An 18,240-nucleotide genomic window follows, 5' to 3' on the forward strand; every position below is an offset into this window, starting at 1 on the left:
GTCTAGGGTCCGAAGGATGTTGGCGGACTTGCGCGTGCCGGTCATCGCGGCGCCCATGGCGGGCTGGGTGTCCACCCCGGAGCTGGTCACGGCGGTCGGTTCGGCGGGCGGCCTCGGCTTCCTCGCGGCCGGGTACCTGCCAGCGGACTCGGTCGCCGGGCACATCGCCAGAACACGGGAACTGGGGCCACATCCCTTTGGTGTCAACCTCTTCGTGCCCGGGCCGGAGAGCGAGGCGGACCTGCGCCCCTACCGGGAGTCGCTGCGCGCCGACGCCGCGCGGTACGAGGTGAGCTTGGGCGAGCCGCGCTGGGACGACGACGACTACGCGGCCAAGCTCGACCTCGTGGTCCGCGAGCGGGTTCCGGTGGTGTCCTTCACCTTCGGCTGCCCGGAGCCCGCGACCGTGCGGCGCTTGCGGGACAACGGGATTCAGGTCGTCGTCACCGTGACCACGCCCGCCGAGGCGCGCATCGCGGTCGACGCCGGGGCTGACGCGCTGTGCGTGCAGGGCGCTGATGCCGGAGCGCATCGCGGGCTGTTCACCGACGACGGCTCAGCGGCGGGCGGGCCGAGCTACGGCTTGCTCACCGCGCTGCGACTGGTCCTGGATTCCGTGGACGTGCCCGTGATCGCCACCGGTGGGCTGATGCACGGCGCGGACGTCGCGGCGGTGCTGACGGCCGGAGCCGTTGCGGCACAACTGGGAACGGCTTTCTTGCGCTGCCCGGAAGCGGGGACCGCGCTGGCCCACCGCGCGGTGCTCGCGGAGGGGAACAGGCCGACGGAGTTCACCCGAGCCTTCACCGGCCGCCCCGCGCGCGGGCTGGTGAACCGGTTCCTCACCGAGCACGACGCCGACGCGCCCTCGGCCTACCCGCAGCTGCACCACGTGACGAAGCCGGTGCGCAACGCGGCGAACCGGGCCGGTGACGTGGAGGCGATGTCGTTGTGGGCGGGGCAGGGCTACCCGCTCGGCCGGGAGCTGCCCGCCGCCGAACTGGTGGCCCGCCTGGACGGCGAGGCCCGGGACGCGGTGTCCCGGGCTCGCCGCCGGTACAGCGCTCAGCCCTGATCAGTCCTGAGTGGACTTGTTGAGCTCGGACTTGCGGTAGGAGTACGCGAAGTAGATCACCAGGCCGATGCCGAACCAGGCCGCGAAGCGCAGCCAGGTCTCCCACTGGAGGAAGGTGATCAGCCAGATCGAGAACGCGATGCCGATCAACGGCACCACCGGCATGCCGGGGCAGCGGAAGCTGCGCGGCAGGTCGGGCTGGCGGTAGCGGAGCACGATCACCGCGACGCACACCACCACGAAGGCCAGCAGGATGCCGATGTTGGTCAGCTCGGCGGCCTCGTTGATGTTGAGGAAGCCCGCGATGAACGCCGAGGCGACACCGACGATCCAGGTGATCCTGGTCGGTACCTTGCGCACCGGGTGGGTCTTGGCGAACCACTTGGGCAGCAGCCCGTCGCGGCTCATCGAGTAGCCGACCCTGGTGACACCCATCATGAAGGTGAACATCACCGTCAGGATGCCCAGGATCGCCCCGACCGCGATGATCGTGCCGATCAGCGGCAGGCCCACCTGCGCGAAGGCGTCGGCGAACGCGGCCTCACCGTCGATCTTGGCGAACGGGATCATGCCGGTGAGCACCAGGCAGGCCAGCACGTAGAGCACCATCGAGATGGCCAGCGAGTAGATGATCGCCTTCGGCATGTGCTTCTGCGAGTCCTTGGACTCCTCGGCCGCGGTGCTCATCGCGTCGTAGCCGAAGACCGCGAAGAACACCGTCGCCGCGCCGGTCACCGCTCCGGTGAAGCCGAACGGGAAGAAGTCGGTGTAGTTGCCGGTGTCGATGTGGAAGAAGCCGACCACGATCACCAGGACGACCACGCCGACCTTGAGCCACACCAGCGCGGTCTCGAAGCGAGCCGCGTTCTTCATGCCCAGCGTGAGGACCCACGCGATCAGCAGGCACAGCAGCACGGCGAACAGGTTCACCGAGTACGTGCCCGGGGCGACGTTCTCCGGCTCGGTACCGGGTGCGCCGAGCATCCACTGCGGCAGGTCGATGTGCAGGAAGCCCAGCAGCTTCGTGAAGTAGCCGGAGATGCCGATGGCCACCACCGCCACGATCGCGGTGTACTCCAGCAACAGGTCCCAGCCGATGAACCAGCCGACGATCTCGCCGAGCACCGCGTAGCCGTAGGTGTAGGCCGAACCCGCCTTGGGGATCAGCCCGGCGAACTCCGCGTAGGCGAAGGCCGCCGCGGCGCTGGCCACGCCCGCGATCAGGAACGAGATCAGCACCGCAGGGCCCGCGGTCTTGTTGGCGACGGCACCGGCCAGGGAGAAGATCCCCGCGCCGATGATGCCGCCGACGCCGATCGCGGTCAGCTGCCAGAGCCCGAGCGAGCGCGACAGCTCACCCTCGTGCTCCGAGGCGATCTGTTCCACCGGCTTGCGTCGGAACACACTCCGACCTCCCCGGGGGCCTGCTGTAGTCATGCCTTCTCCCTCCATGCGCGGCGTTGCGCATCACAGATCCAGGCGCGAAAAGTAGTTGAACAGCTCGGCAAGCACAGCGCTACGTTCATCACATGAAGCTGGGGCGTGTCGAGTCAGTGAACCTCGCGGTGGTCAGCACCGCCGCGTGGACGGGTCGCAAGAAGAAGTCCGGGATGGACAAACGGCCCACCGAGGGGCCGACGATGTTCACCGCCGAGGGCGTCGCCGGGGACACCGTCGTCGACCTCGCGGTGCACGGCGCGTGGTTCCAGGCGGCCTACGCCTACCAGCTGGAGGACCTGGAGTACTGGTCCCAGCGCCTCGGCAAGGACCTGGTTCCCGGCAACGCGGGGGAGAACCTGACGCTGTCCGGGTTCGACGCCAGCGCCGCGATCATCGGGGAGCGGTGGCGCGTCGGCGGGGCCGTGCTGCGGGTGACCGGGCCGCGCTCGCCGTGCGTGGTGTTCGCGGGCTTCTGGGACCACCCGAAGCTGATCAAGGAGTTCACCGAGGTCGGGCGGCCGGGGCCGTACCTCGCTGTGGAGCGGGCCGGGGAGATCAGCGCGGGCGACTCCGTGGAGCTGCTCGACCGCCCCGACCACGACGTGTCGGTGGCGACGCTGTTCGCGTTCACCCACGGCGCCCGCGAGCTGGCCGATCGCATCCCGCCGGCCGTGCGGCACCTGCCGGACAGGTGGGCCGAGCGCGCGGAGAAGCTGTTGGCCGTGGCACAGGGCGGAACAGTCCCCCAGAGCTGAGCGTTGCCGCTGGCATGCGAGTTGAGGTGTGGTCCGACGTCGTCTGCCCCTGGTGCTACATCGGCAAGCGCAGGCTCGAACAGGCGCTGGAGCTCCTGCGCGCCGAGGGCGGCGAGGACGTCGAGGTGCGCTGGCGGCCCTTCCAGCTCGACCCGGAGGCCAGCAGCGACGGCCGCCCGTTGGATGAGGCCATGGCGGAGAAGTTCGGCGGCGCGGAGCAGGCCGCGCGGATGATGGCCGGGGTGAGCGCCACGGCGGCGGAGGTCGGGCTGGAGTACCGCCTCGACCGCGCCGTCCGGGCGAACACCTTCGACGCGCACCGCGTGCTCGCCCTCGCCGAGAAGGCGGGCGTGCAGGACGCGGTCCAGGAACGGCTCTTCCGCGGCTACTTCGTCGAGGGCGCCAACCTCGGTGACCGCGCCACGTTGGCGGCTCTGGCGGCCGACGCGGGCCTGCCGGGCGTGGATCTCTCGGGTCCTGCCGAGGACCTGCGGGCCGAGCTGGCCGAGGGCATCGCGATCGGCGTGCGCTCGGTGCCGACGTTCGTGGTGGGCCGCCGAGGAGTCGCGGGTGCTCAGCCCGCCGAAGTGCTGCTCGACCTGCTGCGCGGCGGGACCTGAGACAGGGAGCCGGCACGAACGAAGGCCCGGCGGTTGGCCTCCCCCGAGGTGGCCGCCGGGCCTTCGTCCTGCGTGGTGCGGTGTTACATCGCGCTCGGTTCGAGCACGGAGCGGTTGGTGACCAGGCCCATGCGATAGGCCTGGACGACCGCTTCGGTGCGGTTGGCCGCCTGCAGCTTGCGCCGGATGCTGAGCACGTGCGTGCCCACCGTGGCGCTGGAGATGTGCAGGTAGGCCGCGATCCGGGAGTTCGACATGCCCTCCGCCAGCAGGCGAAGGACCTCCGTCTCCCGATCCGTCAACTCCTCCTCCGGCCGCTGGTTGCTCGGCGACAGGAGGTGGATGATCTCCTGGCTGTACTGGCGCAGCATGCGCGGCGAGATGAACAGCTCGCCGCTGGCCGCCGCGGACACCGCGCACAGCACGTCCCAGGCCCCTACGGGCTCGGTCAGCACCGCGTTGACCCTGCGTCGCAGGGTGCGGGCCACGTCGTCCTCGCTCGCGCAGACCACGATGACGGGGACGGACCCGCCGTCCCGCTCGCGGTGCCGGTCGAAAGCCTCCCAGTGACCGGCGATCGCGTCGTGGTCGACGAGCCAGACGTCGACGTCAGAACGGGGCGGCTGTGCCAGAGCCGCTGCCGCGTCGTACCAGACGTCGACGATGTTCAGACCGTAGAGATCGCCGTTGAGCGTGTAGATCCACGACGCCGCGGGTCTGTCTCCGGTGATGTAGCCGACTCGCATCATGCGGAAGCCCCCACTTCCTCGATTACTTCAGCGCGCCGGACCGGAACGAGGATGTGTCCGTTGTGAACGCCACGGACCGCCCCCATGCGGTCCAGCCGAATTGTGTTACGGGCACCCTGTTTTTCATGACGTGCACCCCTCGCGGGGCAGCGCGAGTCTAGCCGTTTCTACGGAAGCCCAGCGGGCTTCATCGACGTTTCAAACGACGCGGTAACGCCCGTCAGCGGGTGAAAACGATCTTGCCGGCGGTGTCCCCGCCGAGCATCGCCTCGAAGCCCTCCCGCGCCCGCTCCATCGGCAGCTCGGCACCGATGCTCGGCCGCAGACCGGCCACGTCCATGAACGAGATCAGCTCGGCCAGCTCCGCGCGGGTGCCCATGGTCGAGCCGATCACGCGCAGCTGCAGGAAGAACAGCCGTTGCAGGTCCGCGGGCGGGTTGCCGCCGGTGGTGGAGCCGGAGCAGACGATCACGCCGCCGGGCTTGAGGCTGCGCATGGAGTGGCCCCAGGTGGCCTCGCCGACCGTCTCGAAGACGCCGTCGACCTTCTCCGGCAGCCGCGCTCCGGACTCGAAGGTCTCGTGCGCGCCCAGCTCGGCGGCCAGCGCGCGCTTGGCCTCGCTGCGCCCGGTCGCCCACACCCGCAGCCCGGCCGCGCGCCCGAGCTGGACGAGCGCGGTGGCCACGCCACCGGAGGCGCCCTGCACGAGCATGGTCTGGCCCGGCCGCAGCCCGGACTTCACGAACAGCATCCGGTAGGCCGTCAGCCACGCGGTGCTCAGGCAGGCGGCGTCGGCGAAGCCCATCGACGCGGGCTTGGGCAGCACGTTGGCCTTCGGCACGACCACGGTCTCGGCGAGGGTGCCCTGGTGCACCTCGGTGAGCAGGCTGCGCCGGGGATCCAGGGTCTCCTCACCGGTCCAGTCCGGCGAGGTGATCACGGAGTGCAGCACCACCTCGGAGCCGTCCGCGAGCACCCCCGAGGCGTCGCAGCCGAGGATCATCGGGAAGCGCTCGGCCTTGATGCCGACCCCGCGCAGCGTCCACAGGTCGTGCATGTTCAGGCTGGCCGCGCGCACCGAGACCGCCACCCAGCCGTCCGGGACCTGCGGTTCGGGGCGCTCGCCGACCACGAGGCCGGCAAGGGGGTCGTCGGGGTGCGGGGCGTCGGCGTACACGGCGAACATGCTCGAAACCTAGCGCCGCGGCCCGGAGGGTGCCCGTGACGCCGGTCACTCCGGGCGCTGGGCGTATGGTTCTCGCGTGTTTGACTGGCTGGTCTCCTGGTGGGACGGCGTGGAGTTCTGGGTGGTCGGGCTCTGGTTCCCGTTCCAGTTCGTCCTCGTCATGGCCGTGCTGCTGCCGGTCTGCTGGGGTGTCGCGCTGGGCATCGACCGGTCGGTCGACCGCGTCTCCGCCGCGCTGGGCACCGCCCGCCGCCAACGGGAGGACCGCGGATGAGCCCGCGCAGACGGATCACCGTCGCCCTGGTCGGACTCGTCGCGCTGGTCGTGCTCGGGTGGTTCGGCAAGGACCTGTTCTCCGGCTCCGAGTCCTCGGCGGGCGGCGGCTGCGTCGCGGCGTCGGGGTCCAAGGTCGCGGGCGCGGCCAGCGGGCTGAAGGTGTGCCCGTTGACCGGGCTGCCCCAGGAGGCCGCGAGCACCTGGGAGAGCATCCGCGCCGGGGGCCCGTACAAGTACCCCAAGAACGACAACGTGGACTTCTTCAACCGCGAGGGCGTCCTGCCCGCCAAGGCGAAGGGCCACTACCGCGAGTTCACCGTTGTCACTCCGGGGGAGAAGACCCGGGGCGCGCGCCGGTTGGTCACCGGGCAGGCCGGTGAGGTCTACTACACCGCCGACCACTACAAGAGTTTCGTCGTCGTCGACACGTCCCGATGACTGTTCCCAGTGAGGTGAGGCAATGACCACCAGGCACGTGGTCGACGGCTCTACCGTCAACTCCAAGAGCGCGGCGATCGACGCGATCGCCAAAGCCATGTCGTTCCCGTCCTACTTCGGGCGGAACCTCGACGCGCTCTACGACTGCCTGGTCGACCTCTCCTGGCTCCCCGTCGGCAACCACGTGCTGGTGTGGACCGACCACCACGTCCTCGCCGAGGAGGACCCGGACGCTTACGGCCGGGTGCGCGACGTGCTGGAGGACGCGGCGGAGGTCAACCCGAGGCTCGTGCTGCGGCTCACCGCGAACTGAGCTCCACCCGGACCAGCTCCAGCACCTCCGCCTCGCCCAGGCCCAGCCGCCGCGCGGTCGCGACGAGGTCCCTGGTGAGCCGGATCAGCTCGGCGCGCTGGTCGGTGGCGCCGTCCGCGACCACCGCGCCCCGGCCCCTGCGGAGTTCGATCAGGCCTTCGTCGCGCAGTTGCTGGTAGCCGCGCAGCACGGTGTGCAGGTTGATGCCGAGCGACTCAGCCAGTTCGCGCGCGGGCGGCAGCCGGTCGCCCGCCTTGACCGCGCCGTCGGCGATCCCGCCGCGCACGGAGGCGGCGACCTGTTCACCGAGCGGTACGGAGGAGGACGGGTCGATCCTGATCAACATGGTCGGTCCCCGGTTCTCGCCCGCTCGGCGAGCGAGTTCAGCAGTGCGGCCGCGGTGTGCGCGTCGTCGGCGGTGACGACGAACTCCGAGCCGTTGGTCAGCTCGACCACGATCGCATCCCCCGCTCGCAGCACGACGCCCGAGGCCGCTCCGTTGAACCGGTAGCCCCACCCGCCGAAGTCCTTGAACGGCCGGATCTTCTTGACGTGCACGACCGCGACCTCCGACAGCGCGATCCGCTTGCGCGGCCAGCTGACCAGAGACGGCCGCACGGTCATGCCCGCGCCGTTCACGGTGACCCTGATCGAGGCCGACAGGAACAGCAGCAGTGCGGGCAGGATCGCGATCAGCGCGGGCCAGGCGACCGAGGCCCCGAGGCCCGCGCCGATGAAGAACAGCACTCCGCCGCCGAGAAGGCACAGCGGGGTCGTGATGGTCTGGCTCCAGCTGGCGCGCTCGGTCGCGGCCAGTGGCATGCGCGGGGCGTCCTCCGGCAGCGGCTCCGTGCGCGGGGGCGCGGGCACGTGCCCGGCCAGCACGTAGCCCAGCGCGCCCGCGATCGGTGCGGCGAGCAGCACCAGCAGCAAGGCCCACCACGACAGGACCACGGTCGAGGCGTCGGTCGCGTCGGCGTTGCCCCACAGGATCTGCGCGTGCATGAGGCCGAAGAGGGCGCTCAGCGCGAAGCTGCACGTGACCACGAAGCGCTGGCCGTGCGGGTTGCGCCGCATCGCCACGACCATGACGACGAGTGCGATCCCGAGAACTCCGATCAGCGGGCCGGTCTTCAGCAGGAAACCGTTGGTGGCCATGAACCCGTCGGCGTTGCCGCTGGGGCCGAAGTGCGTGGCGAGCCTGTCGGGCAGGCGGTCGGCGAGAGAGGACCACAGCAGCCACGTGCCGCCCAGCGCGAGCAACGGGGCCACGAGGGTCAGCAGGAGTCGGCGGGCGAACTTCGGTGATCGCACGGGGCTACCTCGCTTCTGTGCGCGCGGCGAGTGTGTTCAGCAGCGCGGCCGCGGTGTGCGCGTCGTTGACGCTGATGGTGTACTCCGTACCGTTTTTCTGTTTCACGACAAGGGTTTCCCCGTTGCGCAGGTACATCGCGAACGTGTCGCCCGCTCGGCGCACCGTCGCGGACTCGATCTGCTCCAGCCGGATTCGCTTGCGGGGCCAGCGCAGCAGTGTCGGCCACACCGACAAACCGTTGATGTCGACCCTGATCCGGAAGGACACCAGGAACGCGAGCGCGAGAGAGGGCAGGATCAGCGCGGGCAGCACCGACCAGGCGCGACTGGAGAACACCAGGTACGCGAACAGGATTCCGGGCACGAGGATGAAGGCCAGGGCGGGCCACTTCAGGGGGGAGGTCCTGCTCCACGTCGCGACCTCACCCGGCTCCAGGTCGATGCGCGCGGACTCGTCCGCGTCGGCGAACTCGACCTCGCGCCCGATGAGGACGACCAGCGCTGTCAAGGCGATCGCGACCACCAACCCCACTGCCAGCTCCGCCCAGAACGGGAGCGGGTCGCCCGCGAGGTACAGGGCATAACCGCTCCCGACGACCCCCGTGCCGATGGCGGAGTAGCTCGGCGCCCAGCGGGAGTTGGTCGAGGTGCCGCGGAAGGCCCAGACCTCGAAGGCGCCGAACGCGGCGGCCAGCCCCAGCTTGAACCCCAGCGTGCCCACCTCGGCCGCGTCCAGCGGAACGTCGGTGAACAGCCACTGGACGAGCACCAGCAGTGCGAACGCGGCGAGCGGGACGCCCATGGCGAGCGTCATGTGGCGGCGGTTCGTCGTCGGTTTCTGCATCAAGATCACCCCTTGTTCGCATACAACTATAACAAGTTGTCCAGGGGTGTGCGCGGGGGCGATGTCCGCCCCCGCGCGGTGCCTCAGTCCTGCGGCACCCAGGAGGCGGGGCGTTTCTGCAGGAAGGAGGCGATGCCTTCCTGGCCCTCCGCGCCCGCGAAGTGCTTGGCGGAGAGCTCCAGCATCGCGGCGAAGTCGTCGGCCATGCTCACCGGGTGCCTGCGCAGCATCTGCTTGGTGGCGGCCAGCGCCTGCGGGGCGCCGAGGGCCAGCATGTCGGTGTAGCGGCGCACCTCGTCGTCCAGCCGGTCGGCGGGCACCGCGGAGTTGATCAGTCCGATCTGCGCGGCCCTGGCGGCGTCGAACTTCTCGCCGGTCAGGAACAGCTCGTGCGCGGCCCGGGGCAGCAGCCTCGGCAGCACGGTCACCGAGATCACCGCGGGCACCACGCCGATGCGGACCTCGGTGAAGGCGAAGCTCGCTCCCTCCGCCGCGACCGCGATGTCGGCGGCGGCGATCAGGCCGACCCCGCCCGCGCGCGCCGGGCCCGCGAGCTTGGCCACGACGGGGGTGGGGCTCTCCCAGATGAGCTGGAGCAGCTCGGGGAACTCGTTGACGCCCTGATCGGAGGAGCCCGCGCCCTTGGACTCCTTGAGGTCCATGCCCGAGCAGAACACCGTGCCCGTGTGGTCGAGCACGATCACCCGGACTTCAGGCGCGTCGATCGCGGTCGTCAGGTGCGCGCGCAGCTCGCGGCGCAGCTGAGCCGACAGGGCGTTGCGGTTGTGCGGGGAGTCCAGCGTGATCGTCGCGACCCCGCGCTCCACGGAGAGGTGCACCAGCTCGTCAGCCATGCCCCGCACTCTAAGCGCCCCACCACCCCTCCTCCCCACCCGCCAAAGTCCCGTTTGGTGCGTCTAACGCGCTGAACGACCCGTTCAGTGCGTTGAGCGCACCGAACGGGTCGTTCAGCTCCTTCAGCGCACCAAAGGGGCCGTTGGGGTGGGGGCTAACGCGCTGAATGACTCATTGAGGGAGTTGAGCGTCCTCAATGAGTCATTCAGCTACCTCAACGCACCGAAGGGGGCATTGGGGCATTGGGGTGGTGGGGGACGGGTCAGGTGATGGTCGTGGTGGTGAGGGCGGGGTTGGGGTCGGGGTAGCAGGCGGTCGGGGCGTCGATGGCGCCGATGATCGTCTGCGCGGTGACGACGAAGTTCAGGCCGGGGTCGGTGAACGAGGTGCCGCCGAGCTTGGACTCGATCGTCCCGGAGCCGCCCGCCTTGAGGTTCACGGTCAGCGTGGGCAGTTCGAAGTCCGCGCCGCCCGCGAGCGTCCCGGACAGGCGCAGCACCAGGGTCCCGTTCTCGTGGGTCACGGTCGCCTGACCGACTCCCGAGCCACCGGAGAGGCTCGACGAGACATAGGTCGAGTTCGCCGGAACCGGAACCTTCAGTGCGAAGTTCTTGACCTCTTTGAGCGTGTAGTCACCGACCTTCGCCGGAACCTTGTTCGGTGCCGGGTCGACGACGACGGTCAAGTCCCCGTTCGCGGCGACCGAAGCCGGAGCGGTTGCGGAGACTTCTTGGTTGAGCGAAGCGGAAACCTTGCCGATAGGCGTGCTCGCTTCGCATTTGTAGACGATGGGAGCGGCGACGGCCGAGGTTGCCAGTGCGAATACGGGGGTGACGGCCATCAAGGCGACGAGAGCGATTCGAGATGCAGGGGACATCTTCTGACCTCGCTTCTTCAACATTCCCGACAACGGCGGCGGGAATGCGAGCATCACACGGGTACTACCTCCGGGTAACCCGCCGAAGGTCGCAGGTTCGCGTCCGTGCGGGCGCCGGAGCAGGGTCGGCGCCCGCACGGGAGAATCAGACGATCTTCGTGGTGGTCAGCGCCGGGTTGGGGTTCGGGTAGCAGGCCACCTTGGCCTCGACCGGGATCGGGCCCATCTCGGCGGTGCCGACGAAGGTCAGGCCGGGCTTGTCGAAGCCGGTCCCGCCGAGCTTGCTCTCGATCGTCCCCGAGGCACCGGCCTTGAGCTTCACGGTGATCGTGGGGATCTCGATGGTGGCGCCGCCCTTGAGCGGCCCGGCCAGCGTGACCACCATGTTCCCGTTCTCCTGCACGATCGTCGGCGTGCCGACGCCGGAGCCGCCGGAGAGCGCGACCGAGACGAACGTCGAGTTCGCCGGGACCGGGACGCTGAGCTTGAAGTTCTTCACCTCGCGCACCTTCACCCCGTTGATCGCGCCGGGAATGGTGCTCGCGGGCGGGTCGAAGACCAGCTCGAACTCGGAGCCCGCCGCCACCGTCTCAGGGGCTTTCGCTTCCATGGCCTGGGTGACGTTGGCGTTGATCGGGCCGATCGGTGTCTGCGCCTGGCAGGCGAAGGTCACCGCGGCAGCGGAAGCGGGGGTGGCCAGTGCGAGCACGGGCGCGATCGCCAGTGCTGCGGTCAGTGCGATACGGGCAGGGCGCATCGAAGAAACCTCGCTTTGTGAATGCTGCGCTCCCGGCTTCGGCGGCGGGAGGAAAGCGAGCCTCGCACGAACAATGCTTTCCGGTGATGCGACGAAAGTAGGGTCTCGCCTTCAGTGAATTCTGGTCACCGCGAATTCTTCACCACGGAACGTGCGGTACGAGCCCGAGAAAGGCCGCGATGATCAGCACCGCCGCGACGACAGCGGCGGTGCGGTCGATCCGCCACCTGGTCACGCCGACCGCGCGGTGTCCAGCCGGGCGCGGAGCGCGGCGTCGAAGCGGTGCAGGACCAGCTCCGCGACCTCGACGTCATCGCCGAGCGGCGGAGCCACCACGGCGTCCGGCCCGGCCAGCTCGGCGACCCGGTCGGGCAGCCGCCCCGGCGCGAGGAACCACGACGCCACGGCGATCCGCCGAGCACCACGGGCGCGCAAGCGCTCGACCGCTGCGGGCACGTCGGGCTGGGCCGAGGCCGCGAACGCCGCTTCGACGCCCGCCCACCGCGAGCCCCGCTGCCACCGGCGCGCCACATCGGTGACGGCGGCGTTGGCGGGCGCGTGCGAAGAGCCCGCCGCCGCCAGCACCACGCCCAGCTCCGGATCGCCCGGGTCGACGCCCGAAGCCAGCAACCGACGCCACGCCGCAGACTCCAGCCGTGGGTCGGGGCCGAGCACGTCGGCGATCCGAACATCCAGAAGTGGTTGACGCGCAACGGCTTCAGCCACCGCGCCGGGGACGTCCACGCGCGCGTGGAAGGCACTGCCGAGCAGCAGAGGCACGACAACGGCCGACCGCTCGATGCCGCGCAGCACCTCGCCGAGGCGCGGAGCGGACAGGTCGAGGAAGGCCGCGCGCACGTCCTGGCCCGGCCGGAGTCGCCGCACGACGTCGAGCAACTCCGACACCGACGCCGCCGAACGGGGATCGCGACTGCCGTGGGCGACTGCGACCAAGGGGATCATGCGGGGGCTCCGGTGAGGCCGCGGGAACGGAGCACGCGCCGTTCCAGTGGACGGAAGAAGAGCAGTTCCACGCCGATGCCGACGGCGAGGATGAGCAGGATCGCGGTGATCACCGTGGACATGTCGGTGAGCAGCCGCCCCTGCTCCAGCAGCTGGCCGAGGCCGATGCCGAGGTCGGGGGAGCGCGCGATGATCTCGGCGGCCATCAGCGAGCGCCAGGAGAACGCCCAGCCCTGCTTCAGGCCCGCGAGGTAGCCGGGGAACGCGGCGGGCAGCAGCACGTGCCGCGCCGACTGGAGGCGCCCGGCGCCGAGCACCGAGCCGACCCGCAGCAGCAGCGGTGGCACCTGGTCGATGCCCGCCACCAGGCCGTTGGCGATCGAGGGCACCGCGCCGAGCAGCACCACCGCGTAGATCATCGAGTCGTTCAGACCGAGCCAGAGCACCGCCGCCGGGACCCACGCCACCGACGGCAGGCTCTGCAGGCCGCTCAGCAGCGGGCCGATCGCGGCGCGCACGACCCGCACGCGCGCCACGACCAGCCCCAGCGGCGTGCCGATGGCCACCGCCACGAGAAAGCCGAGCACCGCGCGGTGGGTCGAGGTCCACAGCGTCTCAGTGATCTTGCCTTCCCCTGCCAACCTGACGAACTCGCCCGCGACCGCCAGCGGTGACGGCAGTTTCCACTCCGGCCACAGCGCGGCGGCCCACAACGCCTGCCACACAACGATGATCAGCACCACCGCCACCAGCGGCGGCAGCACGACCGCGGCGAAGCGGCGCAGGCCGCTCGGGCCCTGCTGAACGAGGGCGGGGGCGTCGAGCGCGTCGAGCCCCGCCTCCAGCGCCCTGTGGTCAACCTCTGGCATGACTGGAGATCACTCCTCGCAGCTCGCCGGTGATCTCGTGCGCCAGGTCCTCCCCGCCGTCGCCGACGGTCCATTCGCGGACCACGCGGCCCGGCCTGGAGGACAGCAGCACGACGCGCTGCCCGAGCCGCACGGCCTCGCGCACGTCGTGTGTCACGAACAGCACGGAAGTGTTGGTCTGCGCCCAGATCCGCCGCAGTTCCTCCTGGAGCACGTCGCGCGTGATCGCGTCCAGCGCCGCGAAGGGCTCGTCCATCAGGAGCAGCGGTGCGCCGGAATCGCTGTCGTCCAACGTCGTCGCGAGCGCGCGGGCGAGCGCGACCCGCTGCCGCATACCGCCGGACAGCTCGTGCGGACGCTTGCGCGCGGCCTCGCCGAGGCGCACGAGGTCGAGCAGCTCCGCCGCCCGCGCCTCGCGCTCCACACGGCCGATCCCGCGCAGCTTCAAGGGAAGTTCCACGTTGCGCGCGGCGGTCAGCCACGGCATCAGCGCGGGCTCCTGGAACACCACGGCCGGGCGTCCACTGTGGACGTCCACGACCCCGCTCGTCGGCTTGTCCAGCCCGGCGACCAGCGACAGCAACGTGGACTTGCCGCAGCCGGATGCGCCGAGCAGGCAAACGAACTCGCCGGGCGCGACGTCGAGGTCCACGCCGTCGAGCGCGGCGACGTCACCGAAGGACTTCCCGACACCGGAAAGCCTTACCACGTGGTCGATTCGAGTGGGCTTGTCGAGGAGCGCGGTCATGGCAGCCTCACTTCTTGTCGAGTCCGGAAGCGTCCACCGTGGCCACACCGGCTGCCTTCAGCGCTTCGTTGAGCGCCGCGACGTCGACAAGGCCCTTGAGGTCGATCTCCTGCTTGGTCACACCAGCGGTCACGGCGTCCTTGGACAGCTTGGGAAAACGCCCTGCCAGGGGATCGAAGGAGAACTCGATCTGGCTGAAGGCTCGCTCCAGCACCGAATCCGCGAGTCCCTTGCCCGCGTGCTTCGCCAAGCCCGCGTTGACCACCTTCTTCGCCGCCGCGGGTTCGGAGTTGAGCCACCGCACGGCCGCGACATGGCCGCGCAGCAACGCCTTCACGGTCTCCGGGTGCTTGGCGGCGAACTCGGTCCGCACGATCAGCACGGTGGTGGGGAACTTGCCCTCCGGCCACAGCTGCCGCTCGTCGACGAGCACCTTGGCGCCCGCCTCCAGCACCAGCCGCGAGGCCCAGGGCTCCGGCAACCAGCCCCCGTCCAGCTGTCCGCTTCGGAACGCGTCGAAGGTCTGCGGGTTGTCGGTGGTCAGCACCTTCACGTCGTTGCCGCCGGTGGTGTCGACCTTCAGCTTGTGCTCGGCCAGCCACGCGCGCAGCGCCACGTCCTGCGTCCCGCCGAGCTGCGGCGTCGCGATCGTCTTGCCCCGCAACTGCTCCACGCTGGTGATCGACGGCTTCACCACGAGCTGCGCGCCGCCGGAGGCCGCGCCCGCGATGAGCCGCACGGCCTCGCCCTTGGTCTTGGTGAAGGCGTTGATCGTCGGGTTGGGGCCGACGAACGTGGCGTCCAGCGAGCCCGACAGCAGCGCCTCGATCGCCGACGGTCCCGCGTTGAACGCCTGGGTGCTGAGCTTCGTCGAGCCCAGTTCCTTGGCCACGAAGCCCTTTTCCTGGTCGATGCCGACCAGGGCGGCCGCGTGCGTGACGTTGGGGAAGAAACCCAGACGCAGCTCGGCGGCGGGCCCGGCGTCCGCGGCAGGTTTGTTCTCAGCCGGGCCACCGTCCGCGCGGCTGCACGCGCTGAGCGCCAATGCGGCGACGAGAGCTATCGCGATGGTGCGGAGCACGTGACCCTCCTGAAGGGGTTAGGGGCCGGGGGTGAGCTCGGCGAGCTGGAGCGGGGCGCCGCCCTTGAGCGGCAGTGGTGCGCCGACGAGTCCCGCGGCGAGGGTGCCGCCGTCGGCCGGGTCGATCACCAGGAACGACCCCGTCCGGCGGCTCGCCACGTAGTCGTCGACAGGGAGCTGCTCCGAAGTACGGATGACAACACGGCCGATCTCGTTCAGGGACAACGACTCTGGACCGTCCACAAGGGACAGGTTCTGCTCGTCGAAGCGCCCGGACAGCTCGGTGACGATCGCCTGAACCGTCCTCGTCCCGTGCTTGACGAGCACCCGGGCGCCCGCGCGCAGCGGCTTCTCGGCCAACCAGCAGACGGTCGCGTCCAGCTCGTCCACGAGCTTCGGCTGATCATCGGCGGCCGCGATCACGTCGCCCCGAGCGATGTCGATGTCGTCGGCCAGCAGCACGGTGACCGACTGGCCCGCTGTCGCTTCGGCGAGCGAACCGTCGGCGGTGTCCACGCGCTCGATGCGGCTGCGCCTGCCGGAGGGCAGCACGACCACCTCGTCGCCGGGCTTCGCGACACCGGCCGCGACCTGTCCGGCGTAGCCCCGGTAGTCGGGGTGCTCGGCGGTGCGCGGGCGGATCACGTACTGCACCGGGAAGCGCAGCGGCACATCGCGCGGATCGGGTGCGACCGGCACGGTTTCCAGGTGCTCCAACAGGGTCGGCCCGGTGTACCAGGGCGTCTGCTCGGAGCGGTCGACCACGTTGTCCCCGAGCAGCGCCGAAACCGGCACGATCACCAGCGCGTCGGCGGTGTAGCCCAGCCCCGTGACGTACTCGGTGAACTCCCGCGAGATCGCGTCGAACACGGTCTTGTCGAAGCCGACGAGGTCGATCTTGTTGACCGCCAGCACGAGCCGAGGAACTCCCAGCAGCGCCAGCACGGCGGCGTGCCTGCGGGTCTGCTCCAGCACGCCCTTTCGCGCGTCCACCAACAGGATCGCGAGCTGAGCCGTGGAAGCGCCGGTCACCGTGTTGCGGGTGTACTGCACGTGTCCGGGCGTGTCGGCGAGCACGTAGCTGCGGTTCGGCGTGGCGAAGTAGCGGTAGGCCACGTCGATGGTGATGCCCTGCTCGCGCTCCGCTCGCAGCCCGTCGACGAGCAGCGACAAGTCCGGAGTGGACAGTCCTTTGTCGGCGCTCGCGCGGTGCACAGCTTCGAGGGTGTCAGCGAGCACGGACTTCGTGTCGTAGAGCAGGCGTCCGACCAGGGTGGACTTCCCGTCGTCCACGCTGCCCGCCGTGGCAAGCCTCAGCAGGTCACTCATCAGAAGTACCCCTCACGCTTGCGGTCCTCCATCGCGGCCTCGGACAGCCGGTCGTCGGCTCGGGTGGCTCCGCGCTCGGTGAGCCTGCTCGCGGTCACCTCGGCGATCACATCATCCACAGTGGACGCTTCGGACCGAACCGCTCCGGTGCACGAGCCGTCGCCGACAGTGCGGTAGCGCACGGTCATCTCGGTCACCGGCTCGTTCTCGCGCGGCCCGCCCCACGGCCCCGAAGTGAGCCACATGCCGTCGCGCTGGTAGACCTCGCGCTGGTGGGCGAAGTAGATCGACGGCAGCTCGATGCCCTCGCGGTCGATGTAGCGCCATACGTCGAGCTCGGTCCAGTTGGACAGCGGAAACACGCGCACGTGCTCGCCGGGGCGGTGGCGGCCGTTGTACAGGCTCCACAGCTCCGGGCGCTGGCGTCGCGGGTCCCACTGGCCGAAGGCGTTGCGCAGGCTGAAGATCCGCTCCTTGGCGCGTGCCCGCTCCTCGTCCCGCCGACCGCCGCCGAACACCGCGTCGAACTTGCCCTCGGTGATCGAGTCCAGCAGCGGCACGGTCTGCAACGGGTTGCGGGTGCCGTCCGGGCGCTCGGTGAGGCGGCCGTCGTCGATCCAGTCCTGGACCTTCGCGACCACCAGTCGCGCGCCGAGCTTGTCCACGAGGTCGTCCCGGAACTGGATGACCTCGTCGAAGTTGTGCCCGGTGTCCACGTGCAGCAACGGGAACGGGATCGGCGCGGGCCAGAAGGCCTTGTACGCCAAGTGCACGAGCAGTGTCGAGTCCTTGCCGCCGGAGAACAGGATCACCGGCCGGTCGAACTCGCCCGCCACCTCGCGGAAGATGTGGATGGCCTCAGCTTCAAGGGCGTTCAAGTTGTCGGTGACGACCGCGTTAGCCATGCAAACCACACTCCGTCTTGGCCTGGCCCGCCCAGCGCCCGCTGCGCGGATCGGCGCCGGGCAACGGCTTCGCGGTGCACGGAGCGCACCCGATGGACGGATAACCTTCCTGCACCAAGGGGTTCTCCAGGATTCCGTGATCGGCGATGTAGTGGTTGAACTCCTCGTCCGTCCACGCCGCGATCGGGTTGATCTTCACGAGGCCGTTGCGGTCGTCCCACTGCACGATCGGCGTGTTCGCGCGTGTCGGCGCGTCCACCCGGCGCACTCCGGTCACCCACGCGTCGTAGCGGGCCAGAGTCCTTTGCAGGGGAACGACTTTCCTCAGCGCGCAGCACTTGCCGGGATCGCGGGCGAAGAGGTTCTTGCCGTGCTCCGCGTCCTGCTCCGCCACGCTCTGCTCCGCCTGCGCGGTCACGATGTTCACGTCGTAGACGGTCTCCACCGCATCGCGCGTGCCGATCGTCTCCGCGAAGTGGTAGCCGGTCTCCAGGAACAGCACGTCCACGTTCGGCTTCACCTTGGTGGCGAGGTCGATCAGCACGGCGTCCTGCATGTTCGACGCGACGATCCACCGGTCCCCGAACGTCCGCGCCACCCACGCCAGCGCTTCGCCCGCAGTGGCCTCGGAGAGTTCCACCGATGCCTTCTCCGCCAGCTCACGTGTGGTCATCTGCTCACCTCCGCGGTCGTGGACGACAACCCGACGTACTTCACGGCGAACACGCGACGGCAGCCACCGCACAACCAGGCGCCGTGCGGCTCCGGCTCGGGACGCAAATCCTCATCGCCGCAGTACGGGCAGTAGAAAGCCGCTGCGCGCTCGCTCATGACTGCGCCTCCGCT

At 70.0% G+C, this 18,240-nt stretch carries 23 protein-coding genes; 6 read left to right on the plus strand and 17 right to left on the minus strand.

The window, feature by feature from the left end; translation table 11 throughout:
- Window positions 1-16 precede the first annotated feature (16 nt).
- Window positions 17-1,075 (plus strand): NAD(P)H-dependent flavin oxidoreductase, encoded by a 1,059-nt coding sequence (locus ABD798_RS23035; protein WP_344878143.1) that lies wholly within the window; start codon window positions 17-19, stop codon window positions 1,073-1,075.
- Here the strand turns inward: ABD798_RS23035 and ABD798_RS23040 are convergent, their stop codons facing one another.
- Window positions 1,076-2,512: an amino acid permease gene (locus ABD798_RS23040; protein ID WP_344878145.1), complete on the minus strand. Its 1,437-nt coding sequence runs from the start codon at window positions 2,510-2,512 to the stop codon at window positions 1,076-1,078. It lies immediately after the preceding gene.
- A gap of 92 nt (window positions 2,513-2,604) precedes the next feature.
- Between ABD798_RS23040 and ABD798_RS23045 the strand changes: the two genes are divergently transcribed.
- Together ABD798_RS23045 and ABD798_RS23050 are read left to right on the plus strand one after the other, a co-directional pair.
- The gene (locus ABD798_RS23045; protein WP_344878147.1) at window positions 2,605-3,270 is read left to right on the plus strand and encodes an MOSC domain-containing protein; all 666 of its coding nucleotides are present in this window, start codon (window positions 2,605-2,607) and stop codon (window positions 3,268-3,270) included.
- A 14-nt stretch (window positions 3,271-3,284) separates the two neighbouring features.
- Window positions 3,285-3,890 (plus strand): DsbA family oxidoreductase, encoded by a 606-nt coding sequence (locus ABD798_RS23050; protein WP_344878149.1) that lies wholly within the window; start codon window positions 3,285-3,287, stop codon window positions 3,888-3,890.
- Window positions 3,891-3,973: 83 nt separating this feature from the next.
- Here ABD798_RS23050 and ABD798_RS23055 read toward each other — a convergent pair whose 3' ends face one another.
- Together ABD798_RS23055 and ABD798_RS23060 are read right to left on the minus strand one after the other, a co-directional pair.
- Complete coding sequence (locus ABD798_RS23055; RefSeq protein ID WP_344878151.1) at window positions 3,974-4,639, minus strand: response regulator transcription factor; 666 nt, start codon at window positions 4,637-4,639, stop codon at window positions 3,974-3,976.
- 220 nt (window positions 4,640-4,859) lie between these two features.
- Complete coding sequence (locus tag ABD798_RS23060) at window positions 4,860-5,825, minus strand: zinc-binding dehydrogenase (protein ID WP_344878153.1); 966 nt, start codon at window positions 5,823-5,825, stop codon at window positions 4,860-4,862.
- Between the two features lie 76 nt (window positions 5,826-5,901).
- Between ABD798_RS23060 and ABD798_RS23065 the strand changes: the two genes are divergently transcribed.
- From ABD798_RS23065 to ABD798_RS23075, 3 genes are read left to right on the plus strand one after another with little or no spacing between them, the layout of a single operon-like run.
- Window positions 5,902-6,099, plus strand: coding sequence for a hypothetical protein (locus tag ABD798_RS23065; RefSeq protein WP_344878155.1), 198 nt, complete (start codon window positions 5,902-5,904; stop codon window positions 6,097-6,099).
- The gene (locus ABD798_RS23070; RefSeq protein ID WP_344878158.1) at window positions 6,096-6,539 is read left to right on the plus strand and encodes a guanyl-specific ribonuclease; all 444 of its coding nucleotides are present in this window, start codon (window positions 6,096-6,098) and stop codon (window positions 6,537-6,539) included. Before ABD798_RS23065 ends, ABD798_RS23070 begins: the two co-directional genes overlap by 4 nt.
- Window positions 6,540-6,561: 22 nt before the next feature.
- Complete coding sequence (locus tag ABD798_RS23075) at window positions 6,562-6,852, plus strand: barstar family protein (protein WP_344878161.1); 291 nt, start codon at window positions 6,562-6,564, stop codon at window positions 6,850-6,852.
- Here ABD798_RS23075 and ABD798_RS23080 read toward each other — a convergent pair.
- From ABD798_RS23080 to ABD798_RS23145, 14 genes are all read right to left on the minus strand, one after another.
- Window positions 6,839-7,198, minus strand: coding sequence for a GntR family transcriptional regulator (locus ABD798_RS23080; RefSeq protein WP_344878163.1), 360 nt, complete (start codon window positions 7,196-7,198; stop codon window positions 6,839-6,841). The genes ABD798_RS23075 and ABD798_RS23080 overlap by 14 nt on opposite strands.
- Complete coding sequence (locus ABD798_RS23085; RefSeq protein WP_344878165.1) at window positions 7,192-8,166, minus strand: DUF1648 domain-containing protein; 975 nt, start codon at window positions 8,164-8,166, stop codon at window positions 7,192-7,194. The genes ABD798_RS23080 and ABD798_RS23085 overlap by 7 nt, the downstream gene beginning before the upstream one ends.
- A gap of 4 nt (window positions 8,167-8,170) precedes the next feature.
- Window positions 8,171-9,010 (minus strand): hypothetical protein, encoded by an 840-nt coding sequence (locus ABD798_RS23090; RefSeq protein WP_344878167.1) that lies wholly within the window; start codon window positions 9,008-9,010, stop codon window positions 8,171-8,173.
- Window positions 9,011-9,093: 83 nt separating this feature from the next.
- Window positions 9,094-9,864, minus strand: a complete 771-nt coding sequence (locus ABD798_RS23095) for an enoyl-CoA hydratase-related protein (protein ID WP_344878170.1) — start codon at window positions 9,862-9,864, stop codon at window positions 9,094-9,096.
- A gap of 263 nt (window positions 9,865-10,127) precedes the next feature.
- Window positions 10,128-10,742, minus strand: coding sequence for a cyclase (locus ABD798_RS23100; RefSeq protein WP_344878173.1), 615 nt, complete (start codon window positions 10,740-10,742; stop codon window positions 10,128-10,130).
- Window positions 10,743-10,887: 145 nt separating this feature from the next.
- On the minus strand, window positions 10,888-11,499 hold the full coding sequence (locus tag ABD798_RS23105; protein WP_344878176.1) for a cyclase: 612 nt from the start codon (window positions 11,497-11,499) through the stop codon (window positions 10,888-10,890).
- A gap of 231 nt (window positions 11,500-11,730) precedes the next feature.
- Complete coding sequence (locus ABD798_RS23110) at window positions 11,731-12,462, minus strand: sirohydrochlorin chelatase (RefSeq protein WP_344878179.1); 732 nt, start codon at window positions 12,460-12,462, stop codon at window positions 11,731-11,733.
- A complete protein-coding gene (locus tag ABD798_RS23115) occupies window positions 12,459-13,331 on the minus strand; it encodes an ABC transporter permease (RefSeq protein WP_344878182.1) in 873 nt (290 codons plus the stop codon). Before ABD798_RS23115 ends, ABD798_RS23110 begins: the two co-directional genes overlap by 4 nt.
- Window positions 13,318-14,079 (minus strand): ABC transporter ATP-binding protein, encoded by a 762-nt coding sequence (locus tag ABD798_RS23120; protein WP_344878185.1) that lies wholly within the window; start codon window positions 14,077-14,079, stop codon window positions 13,318-13,320. Before ABD798_RS23120 ends, ABD798_RS23115 begins: the two co-directional genes overlap by 14 nt.
- Before the next feature lie 7 nt (window positions 14,080-14,086).
- Window positions 14,087-15,160 (minus strand): ABC transporter substrate-binding protein, encoded by a 1,074-nt coding sequence (locus ABD798_RS23125; protein ID WP_344878188.1) that lies wholly within the window; start codon window positions 15,158-15,160, stop codon window positions 14,087-14,089.
- Between the two features lie 18 nt (window positions 15,161-15,178).
- On the minus strand, window positions 15,179-16,489 hold the full coding sequence (locus ABD798_RS23130) for a sulfate adenylyltransferase subunit 1 (protein WP_344878191.1): 1,311 nt from the start codon (window positions 16,487-16,489) through the stop codon (window positions 15,179-15,181).
- Window positions 16,489-17,394, minus strand: coding sequence for a sulfate adenylyltransferase subunit CysD (cysD, locus tag ABD798_RS23135; protein ID WP_344878194.1), 906 nt, complete (start codon window positions 17,392-17,394; stop codon window positions 16,489-16,491). The genes ABD798_RS23130 and cysD overlap by 1 nt, the downstream gene beginning before the upstream one ends.
- Entirely contained in the window at window positions 17,387-18,067 is a 681-nt protein-coding gene (locus tag ABD798_RS23140) for a phosphoadenylyl-sulfate reductase (RefSeq protein ID WP_344878197.1), read from the minus strand. Before ABD798_RS23140 ends, cysD begins: the two co-directional genes overlap by 8 nt.
- Complete coding sequence (locus ABD798_RS23145) at window positions 18,064-18,225, minus strand: Insertion element protein (RefSeq protein WP_086827869.1); 162 nt, start codon at window positions 18,223-18,225, stop codon at window positions 18,064-18,066. Before ABD798_RS23145 ends, ABD798_RS23140 begins: the two co-directional genes overlap by 4 nt.
- Window positions 18,226-18,240 lie beyond the last annotated feature (15 nt).

The sequence above is a fragment of the Allokutzneria multivorans genome (genome assembly GCF_039537405.1).
GTDB lineage: Bacteria > Actinomycetota > Actinomycetes > Mycobacteriales > Pseudonocardiaceae > Allokutzneria > Allokutzneria multivorans.